General features: G+C 46.3%; 16 protein-coding genes. All 16 read left to right on the top strand.

Annotated elements, in window-relative coordinates:
• Nucleotides 1-145: 145 nt before the first annotated feature.
• The 16 genes from ACKFKH_RS10900 (at nucleotide 146) to ACKFKH_RS10975 (ending at nucleotide 20,618) form a co-directional block, all read left to right on the top strand.
• Nucleotides 146-1,234 (top strand): glycosyltransferase, encoded by a 1,089-nt coding sequence (locus tag ACKFKH_RS10900; protein ID WP_446858310.1) that lies wholly within the window; start codon nucleotides 146-148, stop codon nucleotides 1,232-1,234.
• A 35-nt stretch (nucleotides 1,235-1,269) separates the two neighbouring features.
• Entirely contained in the window at nucleotides 1,270-3,486 is a 2,217-nt protein-coding gene (locus ACKFKH_RS10905; RefSeq protein ID WP_446858311.1) for a GumC family protein, read from the top strand.
• Nucleotides 3,487-3,489: 3 nt separating this feature from the next.
• Nucleotides 3,490-4,410, top strand: coding sequence for a heterocyst development glycosyltransferase HepC (hepC, locus tag ACKFKH_RS10910; RefSeq protein ID WP_446858312.1), 921 nt, complete (start codon nucleotides 3,490-3,492; stop codon nucleotides 4,408-4,410).
• A gap of 269 nt (nucleotides 4,411-4,679) precedes the next feature.
• Entirely contained in the window at nucleotides 4,680-6,527 is a 1,848-nt protein-coding gene (gene hepA, locus ACKFKH_RS10915; RefSeq protein WP_446858313.1) for a heterocyst formation ABC transporter subunit HepA, read from the top strand.
• 91 nt (nucleotides 6,528-6,618) lie between these two features.
• A complete protein-coding gene (locus ACKFKH_RS10920) occupies nucleotides 6,619-7,878 on the top strand; it encodes a glycosyltransferase (RefSeq protein ID WP_446858314.1) in 1,260 nt (419 codons plus the stop codon).
• 190 nt (nucleotides 7,879-8,068) lie between these two features.
• Nucleotides 8,069-9,037, top strand: coding sequence for an NAD-dependent epimerase/dehydratase family protein (locus ACKFKH_RS10925; protein ID WP_446858315.1), 969 nt, complete (start codon nucleotides 8,069-8,071; stop codon nucleotides 9,035-9,037).
• On the top strand, nucleotides 9,030-10,322 hold the full coding sequence (locus ACKFKH_RS10930; protein ID WP_446858316.1) for a glycosyltransferase: 1,293 nt from the start codon (nucleotides 9,030-9,032) through the stop codon (nucleotides 10,320-10,322). Before ACKFKH_RS10925 ends, ACKFKH_RS10930 begins: the two co-directional genes overlap by 8 nt.
• 145 nt (nucleotides 10,323-10,467) lie before the next feature.
• The gene (locus tag ACKFKH_RS10935) at nucleotides 10,468-11,625 is read left to right on the top strand and encodes a family 43 glycosylhydrolase (RefSeq protein WP_446858317.1); all 1,158 of its coding nucleotides are present in this window, start codon (nucleotides 10,468-10,470) and stop codon (nucleotides 11,623-11,625) included.
• A 278-nt stretch (nucleotides 11,626-11,903) separates the two neighbouring features.
• Nucleotides 11,904-12,875 (top strand): glycosyltransferase family 2 protein, encoded by a 972-nt coding sequence (locus ACKFKH_RS10940; protein WP_446858318.1) that lies wholly within the window; start codon nucleotides 11,904-11,906, stop codon nucleotides 12,873-12,875.
• Nucleotides 12,872-13,684 (top strand): class I SAM-dependent methyltransferase, encoded by an 813-nt coding sequence (locus ACKFKH_RS10945; protein WP_446858319.1) that lies wholly within the window; start codon nucleotides 12,872-12,874, stop codon nucleotides 13,682-13,684. Before ACKFKH_RS10940 ends, ACKFKH_RS10945 begins: the two co-directional genes overlap by 4 nt.
• A gap of 61 nt (nucleotides 13,685-13,745) precedes the next feature.
• Nucleotides 13,746-14,897 carry a glycosyltransferase family 4 protein gene (locus ACKFKH_RS10950; RefSeq protein WP_446858320.1) on the top strand — a complete coding sequence of 384 codons (1,152 nt, stop codon included), beginning with the start codon at nucleotides 13,746-13,748 and terminating at the stop codon, nucleotides 14,895-14,897.
• Nucleotides 14,894-15,838, top strand: coding sequence for a glycosyltransferase family 2 protein (locus ACKFKH_RS10955; protein WP_446858321.1), 945 nt, complete (start codon nucleotides 14,894-14,896; stop codon nucleotides 15,836-15,838). Before ACKFKH_RS10950 ends, ACKFKH_RS10955 begins: the two co-directional genes overlap by 4 nt.
• 7 nt (nucleotides 15,839-15,845) lie before the next feature.
• Nucleotides 15,846-16,970 carry a glycosyltransferase family 4 protein gene (locus ACKFKH_RS10960; protein WP_446858322.1) on the top strand — a complete coding sequence of 375 codons (1,125 nt, stop codon included), beginning with the start codon at nucleotides 15,846-15,848 and terminating at the stop codon, nucleotides 16,968-16,970.
• The gene (locus ACKFKH_RS10965; RefSeq protein WP_446858323.1) at nucleotides 16,967-17,935 is read left to right on the top strand and encodes a glycosyltransferase family 2 protein; all 969 of its coding nucleotides are present in this window, start codon (nucleotides 16,967-16,969) and stop codon (nucleotides 17,933-17,935) included. The genes ACKFKH_RS10960 and ACKFKH_RS10965 overlap by 4 nt, the downstream gene beginning before the upstream one ends.
• Nucleotides 17,932-19,359: an O-antigen ligase domain-containing protein gene (locus ACKFKH_RS10970; RefSeq protein WP_446858324.1), complete on the top strand. Its 1,428-nt coding sequence runs from the start codon at nucleotides 17,932-17,934 to the stop codon at nucleotides 19,357-19,359. The genes ACKFKH_RS10965 and ACKFKH_RS10970 overlap by 4 nt, the downstream gene beginning before the upstream one ends.
• Nucleotides 19,356-20,618 carry a glycosyltransferase family 4 protein gene (locus ACKFKH_RS10975; protein ID WP_446858325.1) on the top strand — a complete coding sequence of 421 codons (1,263 nt, stop codon included), beginning with the start codon at nucleotides 19,356-19,358 and terminating at the stop codon, nucleotides 20,616-20,618. The genes ACKFKH_RS10970 and ACKFKH_RS10975 overlap by 4 nt, the downstream gene beginning before the upstream one ends.
• The last annotated feature ends 194 nt before the right edge of the window (nucleotides 20,619-20,812 follow it).

The raw sequence follows: 20,812 nt of genomic DNA on the forward strand, positions 1-20,812 counted from the left end.
TAGTTAACGCTCCGAGCAATTACAGATTCATGCAGACCACCGCATCACCGATCGTGAATCTACATACAAGCCGTCTAAACTTTCTAACTTCAGTTCAGGGGCAGTCTTAACTCTCAGTTTAATTTTACTTAGTGAGTCTGCGGTGATGAAAATTGCTCTGGTTCATGACTACCTAACCCAACGAGGTGGAGCAGAGCGAGTGTTTGAGCTACTCTGCAAACGATATCCTCAAGCCGATATTTTTACCTCTCTCTATGACCCCGATCGCACGATTGATTTAGGCACTCGATCAGTTAATACAACGCTACTCCAACAGATTCCAGGTGCAGCCCAACACTTCCGCATGTTAGCCCCGCTCTATTACCCAGCATTTCGCGCCCTTGATTTGAGTGACTACGACTTGATTATTAGTAGCAGTACCAGCTTTGCCAAATCAGTACGAAAGCGACCCAGTGCCTACCACATTTGCTTTTGCCACAATGTCACGCGGTTTTTGTGGGATACTCGCACCTATCTGCGGGAGTACTACAACTATCAACGCTTCTATCCGCTATTGCAAAAAATCTTTCACGTAATGCGGGATTTTGACCGCAAGTATGCTCAAGAGCCTGACCTCTACATTGCTAACTCCACCATTGTTGCTCAACGGATTCGACAGATCTACGGCAAAGCTGCGATCGTGATTAACTACCCGATCGATACTAACTGCTTCCGATTTTGCGCTCACAAAGCAGACTTCTACCTCGCCTCGGCCCGTCTAATTAGCTACAAGCGTCTCGATGTAATTGTTGAAGCCTTTAACTGGTTAGAGCTACCTTTGCTGATCACGGGGGAAGGGCCCGAACGCGATCGCCTCCAGGCACGCGCTTCTAAAAACATTCAATTCCTCGGTCATGTCAGTGATGCAGAACGCCAAAACTTGATGGCAAATGCCCGCTCTGTTGTAGTAGCTGCGTTAGAAGACTATGGACTAGTTCCAGTAGAAGCCAATGCCAGTGGTACGCCTGTCGTTGCCTATGGTGCGGGTGGCGTGTTGGATACTCAAATTCCAGGGCAGACGGGCGTATTTTTTAACCGTCAAACTCCCGAATCGCTGCAAACGGCGATCGTCGAAGCCAGAGACATCTCCTGGAACTATCAACAGATTCGAGATCATGTGGTGCGTCATTTTTCGGAGCCTGCTTTTTTTAGTCAAGTCGATCGCGTGATCAATCAGGTCGTGCCTTCTATTTAAGCCGCCTTGCCTCCCCACCTCTTTTTGCGTCCGCCATGAATCCGACTTACCTCACAAAACCAACGGCTGAAACCGATCCGGGCTACGGGCAAATTCTGACTGTCTTATGGCGACGACGCTTTTTGTTTGCCAGCATCTTTACGATCGTGCTAGGAGTTTCAGCCTACTATGCCTCTCGTCAAACAACGAGCTACGCTAGCTCAATGCAGTTGTTAGTGGAGCCTTACTACAAGGGCAAAGCCGAAAAAACAACAGACTTTGCCGATTCTAATGTGGAGATCGACCCAGCTACTCAGATTAGTCTGCTGCAAAGTTCAGCCTTGTTGCAAAAAGCGATGAAATCGCTCCAGACGGACTATCCCGAACTGGATGCGAATAATCCGAGTAGTGTGCTGAGTTTGAAAAGCGGATTAACGATCGGACTGGGCGGAACAGATACCAAAGTCGGATCAGACAAAGGCACCACGAAAATTTTTCAAATTAGCTATACCGATACTGACCCCGCCAAAACACAACGAGTTCTCAAAGCCCTTAAGCAAGTTTATCTCGACTATAACCTCGAACAACAACGCCTACGATTAGGGCGAGGACTGTCTTTTATCAATGAGCAGCTACCCCAGATTCGCGACAAAATGAAGCGATCGGAGACTGCTTTAGAAGATTTTCGACGCGAACAAGAACTAATCGATCCCGAAGGAGAAGCCAAAACGCAGGCTGCACTACTTCAGCAAATTCAACAAGAGAAGCAATCCAGCCTCATCAAAATTCGAGAACTCCGCAGTCGTTACAGCACCTTACAGCAACAACTAGCGCTGGCTCCTCAAGAAGCAACCCTCTCAGCCCGGTTAAGTCAATCGTCTCGCTATCAAAATCTGCTTGTTGAGGTGCAGAAGAATGACTTAGCCCTCGTGCAGCAACGTCTGAGATTTAAGGACACTACGCCCTTTGTCCAACAGCTTGTGGATCAGCGTCAGCGGCTCTTGGGATTGTTGCGCGAGGAAGCAGGACGAATCCTGGGCACCGATTTGGTCAGCCGCACTGATGAAAGCCTCTTGACCAAAGGACAACTCAATACTCTGGACTTAGGTCTAGTAGGTCAACTCGCCACCGCCCAGGTAGAACTTCAGACCGCTGTTGCCCGCTATAGCAGCCTACTCAGTACAGAACAGCAAGTACGAGAAGCCCTAAAGCGATTTCCTAAGCTGCTCGCTGCCTACGGACGACTACAGCCAGAAGTCGAACTCAATCGTGAAACCTTGCGGGAACTGCTCAAAGCTCGTCAAGAACTTGGCTTAGAAATTGCGCGCGGAGGCTTTGACTGGCAAGTTGTCGAAGAACCTCAACTCGGCTTCCCGACGGGGTCTAATCTCTCTAGAAACGTGTTAGTGGGAGTCGTAGCGGGATTGTTTTTGGGTGGGATTGCAGCCTTTGCTCGTGATGCTGCTGACAGTGCTGTGCGAAGTTCGGATGAGCTAGAAAAGCAGTCTCCTGTGCCGCTGTTGGGTGTGATTCCCGAATTAGCGGCCCAGGAGGGTCTCAACCCTACGATGCTGAGTCTGCCTTTTCGCAAGACTAGAGAGTTGCCGCCTTCGCTCAATCAGATTCTTCAAGAGCGATCGATGCGAGAATCACTGGATTTGCTGTATCAAAACATTCAGCTTTTGACGAAGGGTCAGCCGTTAAACTCTTTGGTCGTCACGTCTGCGCTCGCGGGAGAAGGCAAATCAACGCTGATTATGGGGTTAGCAATTAGTGCAGCGCGACTTCACCAACGGGTGTTGTTGATTGATGCAGACTTACGTCGTCCCAGTTTGCACCAGATTCTAAATCTTCCCAACGATCAGGGACTCTCTACCCTCCTTACTAGCAATGCTCCACTGCCCCAAGACATTGATACTCAGCAGAATTCTAGTTTACGCGGCAACATTGCTGTGCTGACCTCTGGCCCCATTCCGAGTGATCCCGCAAAACTACTCAGTTCTCGACGGATGCGGGAAGTGGTGGCAAAGTTTGAGCAATCCTATGATCTAGTTCTGCTCGACGTGCCGCCTGTGTTGGGGATGGTCGATACCATACTGGCGGCTTCCTGCTGTGGAGGAGTGATTTTGGTGGGACGCATGGGACGAGTGACGCGCGATGAGGTGACTCAAGCGATCGCTGCCCTCAGTTCGTTAAATCTCGTTGGAGTGGTTGCCAATGGCTCTACTCAGGTTGCCACGATAGATACCCTTTATCAAGCTCAAGCTTCTTAGATCATGAATCCATCCCTCTCTATTCTGGACTACTGCCCGCTACCCACTGCCACTGAGTTTATTCCAACCACTCACTACGACCTTCGGTGGCGACGAAAGCAACTAATTGTTGAGTATGCGTCTCAAAATCGTGGAATGGTTTTTCCGCCGATTCGCGATTCGCAGTCCTTGGCTGACTGTTTGCAGCGATCGCCCATCAAACTGGTGAAGCTGGATGTCAAACTAGGTGAAGCCCGATTGCGACTCTGGGCACAGGCTTGTCAGCAGGCAGGCAAACTTGCTTATTTACGCATTCCAGTAACCCGACAACTTCCGCGCTGGCAAAATTCTATTGGCTGGTGGGTGAAGCGATCGCTCGATGTCTTTACAGCAGCCTTGTTGCTTGTGTTGTTGAGTCCTTTGATGATTGGCATTGTGGTCGCGATCGTCCTTACTTCGCCAGGCCCCCTGTTTTTTCGTCAATGGCGAGTCGGAGAACGTGGTCGGCTGTTTCAGATCATCAAGTTTCGCTCAATGGTTGTTAATGCAGAAGCCTTGCACCATCAAGTCATGACGGATCAACCAGGGCTACATAAGCGCAAAGATGATCCCCGCATTACGCCACTCGGCTATTGGCTGCGTCGCTATAGTCTGGATGAATTGCCGCAGTTGTTGAATGTGTTGCGTGGAGAGATGAGCCTGGTGGGCCCGCGTCCGTGGGCGTTGTATGACGCTGTGCGAATTGAACCTGCACTACAACATCGACTGAATGCACTACCAGGAATCACGGGGGCATGGCAGGTAGAGGGGCGATCGCACCAGTTGGATTTGGATGCGGTGAATCGACGGGATCTTCAGTATTTGGCGGATTGGTCACTGTGGCAAGACTTTAAGTTTTTGCTGCTGACGATTCCCAAAGTACTTTCGGGGTTTGGCGCTTACTAACTTCAGAAACGACGATCGACAACTCAATCGTTTTAGGATTCTTTCGGAGTGGACTTTGACGGTCTTTAAGATCTCAGTTCCTCCAACGTAGCCTTCCGTTAAAGCTTGTTTGCTAGTTAGGAAGGTGGGATGGTAGGGACAGTGTGACTAAAATTAGACATCTTTGCTGAGGATTTCCAGGGTAATTCCAGAATTTGGGGCTTATTAGTTCCTTCTGAAAAGATTCTAACTAAGTGCATAGAAGTTAATTGGGAGCTTATAGACAAGGCATGATTCTAATCCGCTCGCCTCTTTACAAACTGCTGAGGACAACCCGGTTTTGGCAAGATCACTATCTGATTTTGCGAGAGTTTAAGTATTTTCCTCGTGTGGCTATTCTAGCGATCGTCTTCTCTTTGCTGGCAGCCGCGTTGGAAGGTGTTGGAATTGGGCTGCTGATGTCTTTTTTGCAAAGTCTGACCACACCGGATGCTGCTGCTTTTCAAACTGGGATTCAGTGGTTGGATCAGTGGGTTTTGGGCAGTCAGGCATCGGCGACGAATCGGCTCTATCGTCTATCTGGGATTATTCTATTGACCACCTGGCTACGATCGACACTCGGTTATCTAGCATTCATCTACATGGAGACGGCTCAGTTCTTGTTGGTCGATCGGTTGCGAAAACAGATCTTCGAGCAGCTTCAGGCAGTCCAACTCAAGTTTTTCGTCACCACTCGCTCTGGTGAGCTAATTAACACCATTACGACGGAAATTGAGCGCTTTAAGACCGTATTTAGCGGGACTGCGTTTCTAATTACTCGATTGTTGACCTCGACGGTTTATTTTACAGCGCTATTTCTAATTTCCTGGCAGGTGACGATCGCTGCAATCCTCCTCTTTACCCTACTGATAGTCGGAATCTCTACTTTGAATGCGCGAGTGCGAGAAGCAGGTTTTGCGGTCTCTAGTGCCAGTGAAAACTTTACGTCAAGAGCGATCGAATTTATCAATGGGATTCGCACAGTCCATGCTTTCGCGGCTCAGGATTTTGAGCGTCAACGCTACTATCGGGCAAGTTCTGATCTAGTGAGTACCTCTAAGAGAGCTGTGGTCGCGATGGCGATCGTCAGACCTCTCGGAGAAAGCATTGCGACTACCATTCTAATTGTCCTGATTGTGATTGCGTTTACCTTTTTGGTGGCTCAAGGAACGCTTCAGGTGGCTTCATTGCTGACGTTTTTCTTTGTGCTGTTTCGGCTGGTTCCTATTTTGCAAGAAATCAATGGTACTAGAACTCAGCTTAATTTCGTCAAAGGGGCTGCCGATCGCTTAAAGAAGCTGCTTCAAACACAGGACAAGACCTACTTCGACAATGGTACACAGCAATTTTTGGGTTTGAGACGAGCGATCGAGTTTGTGGCAGTAGACTTTGGTTATGATCCCCTGAATCTAGTTCTACAAGATATTACTCTGACGATCGAACAAGGTAAAATGACTGCTCTAATTGGATCTTCGGGTGCAGGTAAATCGACTTTAGTAGACTTGATTCCGCGATTTTACGACCCGACTCAGGGACAAATCCGATTAGATGGTGTAGATTTGCGTCAATTTGAAGTTAATTCACTCCGACGCAAGCTGGCGGTGGTTAGTCAGGATACTTTCATCTTTAATGCCAGTGTTCGCGACAACATTGCGTATGGGAGTCCTGAAGCGTCAGAGGCAGAAGTTATCGAGGCGGCTCAGTGGGCAAATGCTCTCGATTTTATTCGCGATATGCCTGAAGGCTTTGATACATTGTTGGGCGATCGGGGTGTGCGCTTGTCTGGTGGTCAGCGTCAGCGCCTTGCGATTGCTCGTGCTCTACTACGAAACCCCGAAATTCTGATTTTGGATGAAGCGACCAGTGCATTGGATTCGATATCAGAACGGTTGATTCAAGACGCGATCGAGAAGCTGTCGGTAGGTCGGACGGTGATCGCGATCGCGCATCGTTTATCTACGATCGCTCAAGCGGATAAAGTGGTCGTACTAGAAAAGGGACGCATCGTGGAACAGGGTAACTATCGCGAGTTGCTGGCGTTACGCGGCAAACTTTGGAAATATCACCAGATGCAGCATGATGCAAAAGTTGCAGAATAGTAGCGAGTCAGCTTCCACTACAAGGTTTAGACCAAATTTCAGCTTACTCCAGTCAATTGACTCATAACAACACTAGTTGAAGGCAATCAAAATGCGAGTCTTATTTGTCTCAAATAGTTTCTATCCAGACTATAAAGGGGGCGGCTGTTACAATCGAATGTTGCTATTTGTCGAAGCACTGCGAACAGTGTCTCATCTTGATATGTTGTTTTATGTTTCCCCGGAGACTGATACTTCACCTGCGGAGGTAGCAAGACTCGAAGCATATCTTCGGCGCTCTTGGCATCCTAATCTCAATCTTTTTCTGTATGCACAGTCAACCCAACCCTCCAATCTATCCAATTGGAAACGGCAAGCCAAAGCAGTCTTCAATTTCTTCCATCACCCTTACATGGTGTCCACCAGTGGGGATCAGCAAGTTCAAGCTTTTGAAAAGTGCCTTGATTGCCAACCCGATGTCATTTTTGTCCATCGGCTGCACGCGATGCCGCCAGTAATGCTAACTCAGAGAGCTTTACCACCAACTTATCTGGATCTAGACGATGTTGAACACAAGAAGTTTTTCCGAGAGATCAGTCAGCCTCCCTATAGTTTCTTTACTAATCTGTACTATCTCCAGATGCCTGCGTTGTGGTGGGGTGAATCACGAGCACTTTGTATGGCTGATTCAACATTCGTTTGTTCAGACCTTGATCGATGCTATCTTTCTCATCGTCTAGGTTTGCCTGGTGTAATGACGCTTCCAAATGCTACAACAATCCCAGAATCTCAAGCTTTAACCTCTGAACCAACCTTGTTATTTTTGGGTGCATACGGCTATCAGCCAAATGTCAACGCAGCAAATTTTCTAATCGAGCAAGTTTGGCCACAAATCTATCGTGTGATGCCGAATGCTCGTTTAATTATTGCAGGTGCTTCACCTGAAAGAATTCAGAGTTACGATCGTGGAGTCCCAGGCGTTGATTTTACTGGATTTGTGGATGATTTGACAGTTCTCTATCAGCGAGTTCGAGTTGTTTGCTGTCCCATTTTTTCGGGTGGAGGAACACGAGTCAAAATGATCGAAGCCGCAGCCTATGGTAAACCGATTGTCGCTGCCGGGATTGGGGCTGAAGGTCTTCAAATGCAAAGCGGGCGCGAATATTTGCAGTGTGATTCTCCTAAAAAGTTTGCTGAAGCTTGTTTAGAACTTTTGAAGAACGATCGTCTGTGTGAACAACTTGGAATGGCTGCACGAGAGACGGCGATTCGACTCTACGATCGGGCAAACATTGTTAACCAGATACGGCAATACATGACTGCTGAAGACTCAGGTACTATATCCACCACCTGTAGAACAAGGCATTTATGAAAAGTGAGCGTTGCTGCAATTATGTATTATTAACCTAACAATGGTTGATAATAATTTCCCTAACTCAACAAATTGAGATTGAATCAAGTGAGTAGCAATCCTGATTACTTCATCAACCACCCTGGCTTGATGTACTTGCTATCGTGCTTTGTGTTAGCTGTCAATTGTAAGACAGGGGATTAAAGAAACAATGTACCAGACAAAGAAAATTGTAGTTACAGGCGGAGCTGGGTTTATTGGATCTGCTCTAGTATCCAAGCTTCAGACCCTAGGTCATGAGATTTATGTGATTGATAACTTATCGTCTGGCAATCGAAAATTTATTGATCTTCCAGACACCCACTTTCTCAAATTGGACATTTTGAACTCAGTGGCTTTAGAGGCAGCAATTCAGACGATTGCGCCCGAGTGGATTATCCATCTAGCTGCTATTCACTTCATTCCTTATTGTAATCAGAATCCTATAGAAGCTAGTCAGGTGAACATCCAGGGAACAATTAATGTACTAAAGGTGGCGAAGACACTGAATAATTTAGAGAAAGTGTTTTTTGCCTCTACTGCAGCTGTCTATCCGATTTATGATCAAGCAATTCCTGAAACACTACAACCTGAACCGAAAGATATTTATGGACTATCTAAGCTGGTAGGAGAACATTTACTAAACGAATTTCATTTACAAACAGCAATTCCAACAGTTGTTGGTCGCTTCTTTAACGCCTTTGGTTTGAATGAAACAAATCCACATGTCATCCCTGAAATTCAGCGGCAAGTAAATTCAGGAATGAGAACAATTCGATTAGGAAATCTTGAACCCAAACGAGATTTCATCCATACCTCAGATATGGCAATTGCAATTACTCGTTTACTAGAGCAGGTCACGACTGGACAGGAAGTGTTCAATATTGGTAGCGGAATAGAATACTCTGTCAAAGATATTGTTCAGTCGTTTGGATATGAATTAGGAGAAGAACTCGTGATTCACGTTGATCCTGATCGAGTCAGGAGAGTTGAACGAATGCATCTACTGGCAGACATTTCTAAATTGAAAGCTTTCATTAACTGGCAACCGCTCGTAAATCTCGATGATGGAATAAAAACATTAGTAGATGTTAGGACTCAACCCACTGCGCTGTTTGATGGGGTAAACCACTATGAATAATCAGAAAAAACGAATTTTATTTCACTTTCCAGTTCCGATTAAGCCTGAAGACTATGACGGAACACAGGGCAGAATACTCGCAATGTTGAAGTACTTTAACGATCGCAAAGATAGGTTTTCTATTGACGCAATTGTCGGCAATAAGTTTGGCAATCCAGAATGGACGTTGGAGCGTCAGCAGATGCTTTTAGACTATGTAGACAATGTTCTTGTCTACAAAGGAGAGAACAACTGGCTTGACTTCTTATATACACGCAGTCAAAGTCTCTACCATCAGCATCTCCTAAAACAGCAACTGCCCGTCGATTCTGACTATTTTGCACCACCTGGTTATGTACAGTTTCTACGTAAGATTGTTTCTCAAAACACTTATGACTTTGTGTGGATCAACAATCTTGACTACGCACATTTAGCCACAGGACTTAGAAAGCGTCACTCTGTTCCAATTTTAATGGACATTCATGACATCACATCTCAATTTCGACTGGTACGAAAGAATATCGACTATGCCAAGAACTTGCGCTTTGACTTTGAAGCGAATTTCAAGAAAGAGATCACTCTACTCAGCCAGTTCGACTTTGTTATCGTCGATTCTCAGCGTGAGCGAGATATTGTCAGCCGCCACTTACGTTCTCAAAAGCTTCATTTTATTCCAACGCCGCCAAATACGCTGCCTCTTAATGCTAGCTCCACGCCTTACGCTGATCGTAGCTTTGAGTATGATATTTTATTTGTTGGTGCCATCAATCAGCCTAACAAAGACGGACTTGAGTTTTTCCTAAACTCTATTTTTCCAGCTATCCTTCAAGCTAGACCCGAAACACGCTGTGCGATCGCTGGGAAAATTTCCTCTACTATCTCGATTGATAGCGCGCTAGGCGATTCGGTACAGCGATTAGGATATGTACCCGATCTACCGGAGCTTTATTTCAAATCGAGACTTGTGATCTGTCCTCTCATTAGCGGCGCAGGCACCAAGTTTAAATTGGTAGAAGCAATGGCCTACTCAATGCCTATTGTGACCACAGAGATTTGTGCGGCCGCCTTAAGTCTCGTAGATGGTGTAAATGCTTTTATTGCCGATGACCCTGCACTATTTGCTCAGAAGGTTCTCTATCTATTAGATCAGCCAGCATTATGTCAAGCTTTCTCTGAAAGTATATCTTCAGTATTTAAAAGTCAGCACTCTCCTGAATCTGTGTACCTCAACCTCGACAAGATCTTTGGTTTTGTCAGCGTAGACTCACCAAAGTTTCTTCCCCTAGATAGAGCGACATCAGTGTAAGAGCTACTCTGTATCTAATTTTAGAAGCCATTCTTTTGAGCTAACAGCCCTTTGATCTTCAGGCACACACTACTCGTTAATGCTCCGGTGCCCCATCGATTCTAATCTCTACTTACTTGTCGCCATTCCCAATTCAGAGGTTTCAATGATACCAAATCTATTCACTGATATTGGCTTAGCCACATTGCTCGAATCATTACCCAGAGGGCGAAGCACTACTGCAAAGTTTGCGCGATCGCTACGGCAAAAAGTGTATCAATGGGATCCTTGGATATTCAAGGATGGCGATGTGTATCGAATGTTTTACTTGGAAGCACCAAAGCCCAAACCTGAAGTAGACTTTTGGAGCCAAGGAACTATCTATGGAGCGATTTCCCCTGACTTAATTAATTGGCAGACTCTAGGTGTGATGTTGGCTCCAGAACCTAACAACTCATGGGAGTCAGGCAGAATGCTAGCAGGTAGTATCTATAAAGAAGATGGGATATATTACTTATTTTACTCGGCATCCGGCGGCGGGGTTGCTCTTAAAGATGAACGAATTGGTTTGGCAACTTCCATTGATGGAGTTAATTGGCGACGAACCTCATCTAATCATTTATTCCTAGAGTCCGAATGGGGTCAATGGTATGGTCGTCAAACCGATAGTGGTCATTTTCACTGGCGCGATCCGTATATTGTGAAGGATGAGGCGACGAGCAAATATTACATGTATATTTGTGCGTATTCGCAAACGAACCACTTGAAACAATTGACAACTGACGTTGCTAATAAGTATCAAGGATGTGTTGGTTTAGCGATCTCTGATCACATCGCTGGCCCATACAAACTATTACCTCCGGTAGCAGGGCCAACCATCTCCGGCATGGAGGATTGGCCGTTTGTAGAAATGGAACGTCCTCAGGTCATCTACCGTGACGGAATCTATCATTTATTTTTCTCCTGTTGGCCTTGGCAACTCAATCCGAACTGGCTAAGTCGAGTAAGACCAAAGCATCTACGAGAATCTTCTGTATATTGGCTGGTCTCGAACTCAATGACGGGCCCATTTCGACCTGTGTCTGAAATTCCTATGGTTAATGGAAGTCAGAAGACTGGATTATATGCGACAAACTTTCTCCAGATTCAAAACGAGCCAGAGGAGTGGATTGCTATGGGGTGGTATCACAGAATTTATGCGCTCCAAGTTGCCCCACGCTTTCAAGTTCAGTTCGGCGATCAGGAAATTAATATCACTATCAAAGATGCTGGTATAAAGCACAACCGCTTAAATGACCGCTTGAATGTAGGGAGAGCAAGTTAAATCTCTAACATCACATCCGGCTAATCTCCTCTCAAACAGGTCAAATTTTGTATTAGGAACCTTCATGCCTCGTCACCTCTCCCAGTTTTTCTGCCACCTATTGTTGTCTATCATCGATTTTAACTAAATATCGGCTTCTATTGAGTGATGGCTCTCCTGGCTCTACGGCAAATTGTGAAGCTACCACTATGTGCAATACGAATTAGGGACATTGAGTGAATAAATTTGGCGTAACTAGTTATCGGATGTTTAACAGCTACCTACCCAAGAAACTACCCATGAAAGTATCTGTGATTATTGCCAACTATAACTACGATCGCTATCTCTCCACAGCGATCTATTCGGTACTTGCTCAGACTTATACCGATTATGAAATTATAGTTGTGGATGACGGTTCAACGGATAACAGTCACCAACTACTTGCTGAGTTCCACTCCAAACTCCCTGCCGATAAATTCAAGGTGATTTTGCAGGAAAACCAGGGTCACGGTGGCGCAATTAATACAGGCTTTCAAAATTCTGTAGGTGAAATTCTTGCGTTTTTGGACTCTGACGACATCTGGCATCCCAGCAAACTAGAGCAAATTGTCCGAGCCTTCAAACAACCAGGCACTGCCGGGGTAGCTCATATGCTGGACGTGATTGATAGCGGTGGCATTGCAGTCAATCTTCAAACACCATTTCTCCAGATACCCGACGATAACTTGGCACGCATTATTCTCGACACGGGCGGCATATGGCACTTTCCTGCCACGACTGGACTCAGCTTTCACCGCAGCGTGCTGCAAAAAATTCTGCCGATAACCCCCCCAGAGTGGCGCTTTTGGCCGGACGGTTGTTTGCTTTATTGTGCGGCATTTCTAGGCAAGATTACTGCAATTAATGAAGTTCTGGGCAGTTACCGAACGCATGAAGCAAACACATTTTGGTCTGCCGAGAAACTAACTCCCGAACGCAAGGCTAAAGCGATCGCTGGAGTTGAAATGACCAATCAGTGGCTAAATCAATTTCTGGAACGAATTGGTCATCCAAATCGAGTTAACTTATCGAAGCATCTCGACCATCGTCGCGCTAAATATTATCTGCAAGGCAAATGGAACTTGTCTGAAATGCGCGAGATTTCACAGCTCATTCTGACCTGGCACTTCTATTCGTGGCATGAAAAGCTGAATTATCTAATGCGGTTTTGGGTGAAGAGTACAGGTTTTTTGATTTATCCGGCAACGGTTTTAGAAAAAACAACGCTTTGAGCAAGGAAAACGAAACGATGACGATCGCCAACCAACCCACTATTTCATTAGGTGCAAATGCCGAAGAATATAGTCAGGCTATGTCGCCAGAAGCAGAGCAGGTCGAGCTTCGTTGGGCATCCGAGAAGATTCGCTTGTTGATTAAAACACTGAAAGCATTACCGCAGCGGGAACGAGTCGCTGACATCGGCTGTCGCAGTGGTGGACAAGCTGCCTACTATCAAGAACAAGCTGGCATTCGGGAAATGCATGGTTTTGATATTGCGCCCGTTCCGTTGGCTGAGGCCCGCAAAAAAGGCATTGTTACCCATGAGTGGATTAGTGGCGTGTCTCCCTGCCCAGTAGAGGACAATTTTTTTGATGCCATTATCGCAGGTGATTTGATTGAGCATCTGGTGGATACCGACGTGTTTCTAGAAGAACTGCATCGTGTCCTGCGACCGGGAGGATATTTGCTCATTACAACGCCTAATCTTGCCTGGTGGTGGAGTCGAGTTCGATTATTACTGGGTAAGGTGCCAGGTGGCATTGGGTCTGTTTCCTTTCAACATGCAGATGATACAGCGGTCGATCGCAAGCATCTGCGCGTTAGCACTAACTCTGAATGGGTGTATTTATTCAAACAACACGGATTCAAGTGTGTATCAACCACGGGCTATTATTATCCGGGTTTACTCCGGGAACCTTTGAATACAGTGGATAGAGTGTTTACACAGAAGCCAACCTTAGCAAACAGTAACCTCTTCCTGCTTCACAAATCGGAGAGCTTAGGCACTCTTTCTGTAGAAACTTGGGGCAATGGAGCTTAGGCACCATCTTAGCTTTTCAGTCATGGTGGCTTACTCAGGCAACTTGAAAAGTCAGGAAAGTATGAATATTTTACTTACCATTCATCATGACCTTGATCCAAACGCAGGTGCCCCTGGTGTTACCTGGCAACTTGGTCAAGAATACCGCAGACTAGGGCATGATGTGCATTTCTACTCTTTCAGTGATCTACCACCCAAACTGCCTGGAATTGTTAAAGCGATCGTCTTTCCGATGTTTGCTGCCAGACACATTATTGGCTTAATGCAACAGCAGCCCTTGGATGTGATTGATGCATCCACTGGGGATGCCTGGATCTGGGCAAAAATTCGTCATTGCACCTCTAGCAAGAATCCCCTGTTAGTCACGCGAAGTCATGGACTAGAACATACCATGCACGTGGAGAATCTGACAGAAGCAAAACTCGGCAACTTGTCATTGAGTTGGAAATATCCTTTTTATCATGGTGGATTTCGGCTTTGGGAAGTATCCAATTCGCTGTGTGATGCTGACTTAGCCATTCTGTTAAATCGACTTGACCTGACGTATGCTGTGGAGAATTTAGGCGTTCGACTTGAGCGGGCCCAGATTTCTGCAAATGGCATTCCCCAAGAATTTATAGGCTTGCCCTATGAGCCAACCCCCAGAGAGCCAGTAGACTTCATTCGCATTGCTCAAATCGGCACTTATATTCCTCGCAAAGGCATTCACTACGGAACACCAGCTTTAAGCCAGATTCTGCTGCGGTATCCACAGGTCATGGTTAGCCTCTTGGGAACTGGTGTTTCGGAAGCACAGGTTCACGCCGATTTTGAGTCTAAGGTGCGCGATCGAGTCAAAGTTATCCCTCACTACAATCATGAGATGTTGCCTGCTCTTCTTCAGGGACATCACATTAAGTTCTTTCCAACTCTATCTGAAGGTTTTAGTTTAGTACTGCCAGAAGCAATGGCTTGCGGGCTGGCACCGATTACGACAAAAACACCAGGGCCAATGGAAATTGTGACAGACGGAGTAAATGGAGTTTTAGTTCAACCACGGGACAGCGAAGCAATTGTTCAGGCTCTGGAAGAGTTGATTAGCGATCGAGACTATCTTGAGCAGCTTCGTCGTAATGCTTATGCTACTGCACAAAACTACAGTTGGCAGGAGATTGCTACAACAACCCTTGCACTCTATGAAACAGCAAAGTATAGAAAAAAGAGAGCCATATGAATTTCTGTCAGCAATCCGATGCTCAAACGCAGCTAACATCAGCACTGAATTTGTCAGTCTGCGTAACAACTCGGAATCGTCCTCAAGCTTTGGCAGTCTGTTTAAGAGCACTTTGGAGTTCTCAGGTTAAACCTCTGTCTGTTGTCGTTTCTGATGATTCATTCGATCGGGAAGTTCAGCAAAAGAATCACCAGATTACAAAACAAAACCCTTCAACAACTTATGTGCTAGGCCCGCAAAGGGGAGTCTGTGCAAATCGGAATAACGCGCTTACTTTACTGCTGAAGTCTACGGCCGAATACATTGCCTTTATCGATGATGATATTTGTGTTGCATCAGATTTCATAGCTCAAGCTATAAGTGATTACGAGCAGATGTCTGAAAAGCGGCGCTGCCATACAATTCTGTCTGGTATTCACTGTACTGACGATGCAGAAAACGCACCAACCAAGCTCTCATTCCGAGGTTACTTTTGTGTTAGTAAGGTGCCTGAAACAGTAAACCTGCACGCAGCAGTCTTTCCTCGCTCACTGCTAGAAATTGAACAATGGGATGAGCAAATCTTTTTTGGCTATGAAGATGCAGAACTGTGTTTGCGGGCATTAAAGAACGGCTACTGTATTCTGCATTGCCCTAAACTAAAGGTATCAGATACTTGCGCCCAGACTAGCACACTGAACATAGTCACAAGTACAGTGCCAGTTCGCCCTTTGACCGAGTACGAACTCTACATCGAAGCAGCACGCCTCTATGTCGGGATTAAGCGTTATCAACAAATTTTTCCAAATAGATTAAAGCTAGTAGGTTTTCTGATTGTTTACTTTGTTCATATGGTGGTCTACCTGGTTAAGCGCGGTTATCTTCAGGGACTACCAGAAATTGTAAAACGCTCCCAAATTCAGCAACTATGGCAACAACCATCAAAAATGGCAAGAGGATAAGCTACCTATGAGATTTTGCATCGTAACGCCTAGCGTCATCAAAGGCGATGGACAGGGGCGCGCCAACTATGAAATTGTCTGGGAAGCAATTCGGCAGGGGCATCAGGTCACTCTGCTTGCAACAAACCTGGCATCAGACCTACAGCAGCATAGCCAAGTCAACTGGGTTAATATTCCTGTTAAGGGATATCCAACTCAACTTCTCAAAGAACTGGTTTTCGCCCAACGGAGTGCTCAATGGCTGCGAACCCATCGCCAACAGTTTGATATCGTGCAAGTTTATGGGGCTGTCACTTCGGCTTTCGGTGATATCAATACTGTTCAGTTTGTCCATAACGCCTGGTTGCAATCGCCTTCCCACACTTCCCGTCAGCGAAGGGGAATTTATGGTCTGTACCACTGGCTTTATACCGTTTTGAATGCTCATTGGGAAAAAACAGCATTTCAACAAGCAAAACTAGTAATTGCGGTTTCAGAAAAAATTCGTCAGGAATTAATTGACATTGGAGTTCCACCAGAACGTACCCATGTGATTCTAAATGGCGTTGACGTTCAAGAGTTCTTTCCAGATAACCGAGAACGTGAAGCATTAGGGCTGCCAGAGCAGGTTCCCCTCGCAATATTTGTGGGTGATATACGAACCAATCGTAAAAACTTGGATACGGTATTGCGTGCCTTAGTGGAAGTACCAGATCTGCATCTAGCAGTCGTAGGAGATACTAACCGCAGTCCCTATCCTGATATGGCAGTGCAACTACAGCTCAACGATCGCGTTCATTTTCTGGGTTATCGACAAGATATTGTTCTGCTGATGCAAACTGCTGACCTTTTTGTATTTCCTTCCCGATACGAGGCTTGTACCCTTGTTTTGCTAGAAGCTATGGCTTCTGGTTTACCTGTGATCACAGCAAATAGTGCCGGTGGAGCTGAAATTGTTACCCCTGAGTGTGGAGTTGTGCTACAAGATTCTGACGATGTAGAAACTCTCGCGAAAGCACTGCGAACACTCAGCCAGGATGCAAGGCTACGCCATCAAATGGGACAAGCTGCCTACGCCATCGCTCAACAGCATAGCTGGAGTAGCAAAGCAAAAAGCTACGTCAATCTCTTTGAGCAGGTGGGTCAGCGATGAAAATCAGTGTCGTTATCCCAACCTATCGCCGTCCTCAAGATTTACAGCGTTGCCTGGAAGCCCTGCAACAACAGACTCGTTTAGCCGATGAGGTCTTACTCATTGTTCGAGATACCGATGCAGATACTTGGTCATGGTTGAGGGACTTTAACTGCGATCGCCTGCCGCTCCAAATTGTTACAGTGCAGGTGCCAGGAGTTGTTGCCGCTATGAATCGGGGGCTGGAAGCTGCGACAGGGGATATTATTACCTTTACGGATGATGATGCTGGCCCCCATCCAACATGGTTAGCCAAGATTGAAGCCTGTTTTCAAGCCAGTGAGCAAATTGGGGGAGTAGGCGGTCGAGATTGGGTTTATCACGGTACAGAACTTGAAGCAGGTGCGCGTGAGATCGTGGGCAAGGTGCAGTGGTTTGGACGAGTGATTGGCAATCATCACATTGGCATTGGAGCCGCTCGCGAGGTAGATGTCCTCAAGGGAGTCAATATGAGCTTTCGCCGTACCGCAATTCAGGGGTTGTGGTTTGATTCACGAATGCGAGGAACAGGTGCCCAGGTGCATTTTGAGTTGGCATTTAGTCTGGCAGTCAGACAACGAGGTTGGCAGCTAATTTATGATCCGGCGATCGCAGTTGATCACTTTCGCGGACAGCGATTTGATGAAGATCAGCGAGATCAATTTAATGCCCTTGCATTCAGCAATGCTGTTCACAATGAGACTTTAGCGCTACTGGAGCATTTCTCTGTTCCTCAACGGCTCATATTTGTTATCTGGGCAGTCTTGATTGGGACAAGCAGCGCACCAGGCTTCTTACAGTATTTGCGATTTTTACCCAGAGGAGCTTACCTTGCTCAACAAAAACTTTTCGTATCTCTAGCAGCCCGCTGGCTTGCCTGCCAGACTTGGTGGAGTAGCTACCAACCACCTGATCTACTACATCTGCCAAAGAGTGGTTCACTATGAAAGGGATGGCCAGCACGACTCCAAATCATCGCCTCAGCACTCAAACAGCCTGGTTTGACTTTCAACCCGCCACTGCTTGGATGTCCATTCTGGTATTAATTGCATTTACTACAGTGCTTGTCCTGGTTGGTGCTGGAAGCATCCTTAATGCTGCTTTTCCGACTGGAGCTTTTGTCGTTGGCTTTGTGCTGTACTACCGCGCACCCCTACTTTATGTAGGCTTTAGCTGGTGGCTCTGGTTTCTGACTCCCCTAGTTCGGCGGCTGGCAGACTATCGAAGTAGTTTTACCGATCCCAGTCCCATTCTATTAGCACCATCACTCGTCGCGCTGCTCACGCTCATCACAGTCTGGCAACATCTCCCTCGTTTGTCCCGGCGAGGTGCACTCCCTTTTGTTCTGGCTGGTGCAGGGATAGGGTATGCGTTTTGCATTGGATTGCTTAGTCGTGAACCTGTACCAGCAACACTCTCTTTTTTAGGATGGATTTTACCCATTACCTTCGGCTTCCATCTATTTGCCCATTGGCGATACTATCCAGAGTATCGGCGCAATCTGGAGCGAGTTTTTGTGTGGGCAGTCTTGGTGATGGGGGCGTATGGGGTGTATCAGTACTTCGTTGCACCAGAATGGGATCGGTTTTGGTTAATTAGCACTAAGCTAACCACGATGGGCAACCCTGAACCAATGGGGATAAGAGTTTGGAGTACGCTAAATTCTGTTGAGCCTTTTGGGAGCGTAATGGCTGGGGGGCTAATTGTGCTATTTCACAGCAAAACTCCATTACAACTACCCGCCGCGATCGTGGGTTATTTAAGCTTCTTGTTATCCATCATGCGCTCTGCTTGGCTCGGATGGTTCGTCGGACTACTCTCTTTGATCGCTTTGCTACAGGGACGTGCCCAGGTTCGGATGCACGTAACTCTACTTATAATGGTGCTGTGTGTTGTACCACTTGCTGTAATCGAGCCGTTCGCTGGGCTACTCAACTCTCGATTGTCAACGTTCTCGGATTTAGAAAATGACGGCAGCGCTAATGCTAGAAGATGGTTTTATGCAACTCAACTAGACAGCGCTTTGGCGAATATTACGGGAGATGGTACTGGCAGCCCTCCGATCGATAGTTCACTATTTTCGATGCTGTTAGATTTAGGTTGGGTAGGAGGACTACCTTATCTGATTGGTTTATTGTTACTGTTGCTTAAAGTTTTTCAGTCCAACGTCACTCGCATTGATCCATTTATTCGAGTCATTCAGGCGGTTGTGTTAACTGTGTTAGCGCGTTTTTTGGTCAATACAGTTCTTGTTGGAGTCAGCGGCGTATTGCTGTGGGGATTCTTAGGATTGGGTCTGGCAGCCATTCAGTACTATCGCAACCCATTAACATCATCTGACGTGAATCGATCTGAGGAGTCAGTTTTATGACGATTACACCCATTTCTACTTCTGTGCAGGTTCACCAATCAACTCAAGCTCACTGCAAGCCGCGTGTCCTATTTGTACTAGGCGATTTGTGGGGTGAAAATGGGATTACAGTCCATCTGCTAACACTCTCAAAAAGTCTGATAGAGCAGGGCTGGGAGGTTGCTCTAGCTTGTAACTTGGCTGCTGGTTCCAGTGAAGCGCGAGATGAAGCATTACGAGCCATTTCTCGATTTGAGGCGCAGGGGATTCAACATTTCTTCATGCCCTTCTCAAGCCTAAAGCCTACGATTCAAAACGCGACACAGGCTGTTCGGGCGTTATTTCAACTTGCTTCTGCTATCCGTCAGTTCAGTCCTGACATTGTTCATGTACATTCTCTAACGCTTTGCCCCTATGTTTATCTTATGCGGCAACTGTATGGTATTCCCTATGTATCAACCTGTCATTTACTGCCTGCCGCTGAGAGAAGTGATGTTAAGTTGAGTAGAGTATTAAGCCGTTATGTTGGCTCTATTTTTGGCGATCGCATGATTGCTATCAGTAGCGAATTACAGCAGGCTTTTGAAATAGGACTGGAGATTCCCAAGGAGAAAATCCGATTAATCTGTCATGGGGTTGATCAAAATTACTTTCGTCCTCCCACCCCAACAGAGCGTCACCAAGCACGGGAGGCGTTTGGATTAAAGCCAGAAGATTGGGTCGTCTGTCATGTGGGGCGGTTGGCTCCAGAGAAAGGCCATGCTGTTCTGACGGAAGCGATCGCCCACTTGCGGTCAGCAGGCGTTGAGATCATTGGCTTGTACGCTGGAAAAGGATACGGCAATGAGAAAGCAGCGATCGCAGCAAAGGTTACTCAGTCAGGTGTTTCTGATCTAGTTCGCTTGCTCGGCATGACTGACACTCGCCAAGTACTTTGGGCTGCGGATGCTCTAGTTCTACCAAGCCACAGTCTTGCAGAAGGATTTCCCCTAGTTATTCCTGAAGCAATGCTATGTGGAGTAGTTCCAGTTCGTACTCCGGGGCCTGGGGCATTTGACCAGATCCAAGATGGAATGAACGGATTTATTGTACCCTTCAATCAATCTGAGGAATTAGCAGCACGATTAAAGCAACTTGTTGAAGATGGTCACTTAAGGAATCAGATGGCAGAAGCAGCCGTGAAAACTGCTAACCAACAGTTCACAATCCCTCACATGGTTCAGTCTACAGTTGCTCTCTACCAAGAGCTTTTGTTGAATCACATAGCTCCGAATTACTAGAAACTTATGCCTGCATCATTGGGCTTACTCTATTGCCTTAGTTGCGAATTCAAAGCTAGAGAGGGTGTGTTGTAGTATCTATTACTGTTCGATTTCGGTTTCTCGTAAAAATATGCTTTTAGAGAGAGGCTAGAGCTTTGTCTTGAAGCAGTTTTTGTACTGGCAAACACAGAAGCAAGCATTTCTCCGATTAA

It is taken from the genome of Phormidesmis sp. 146-20 (assembly GCF_052939475.1).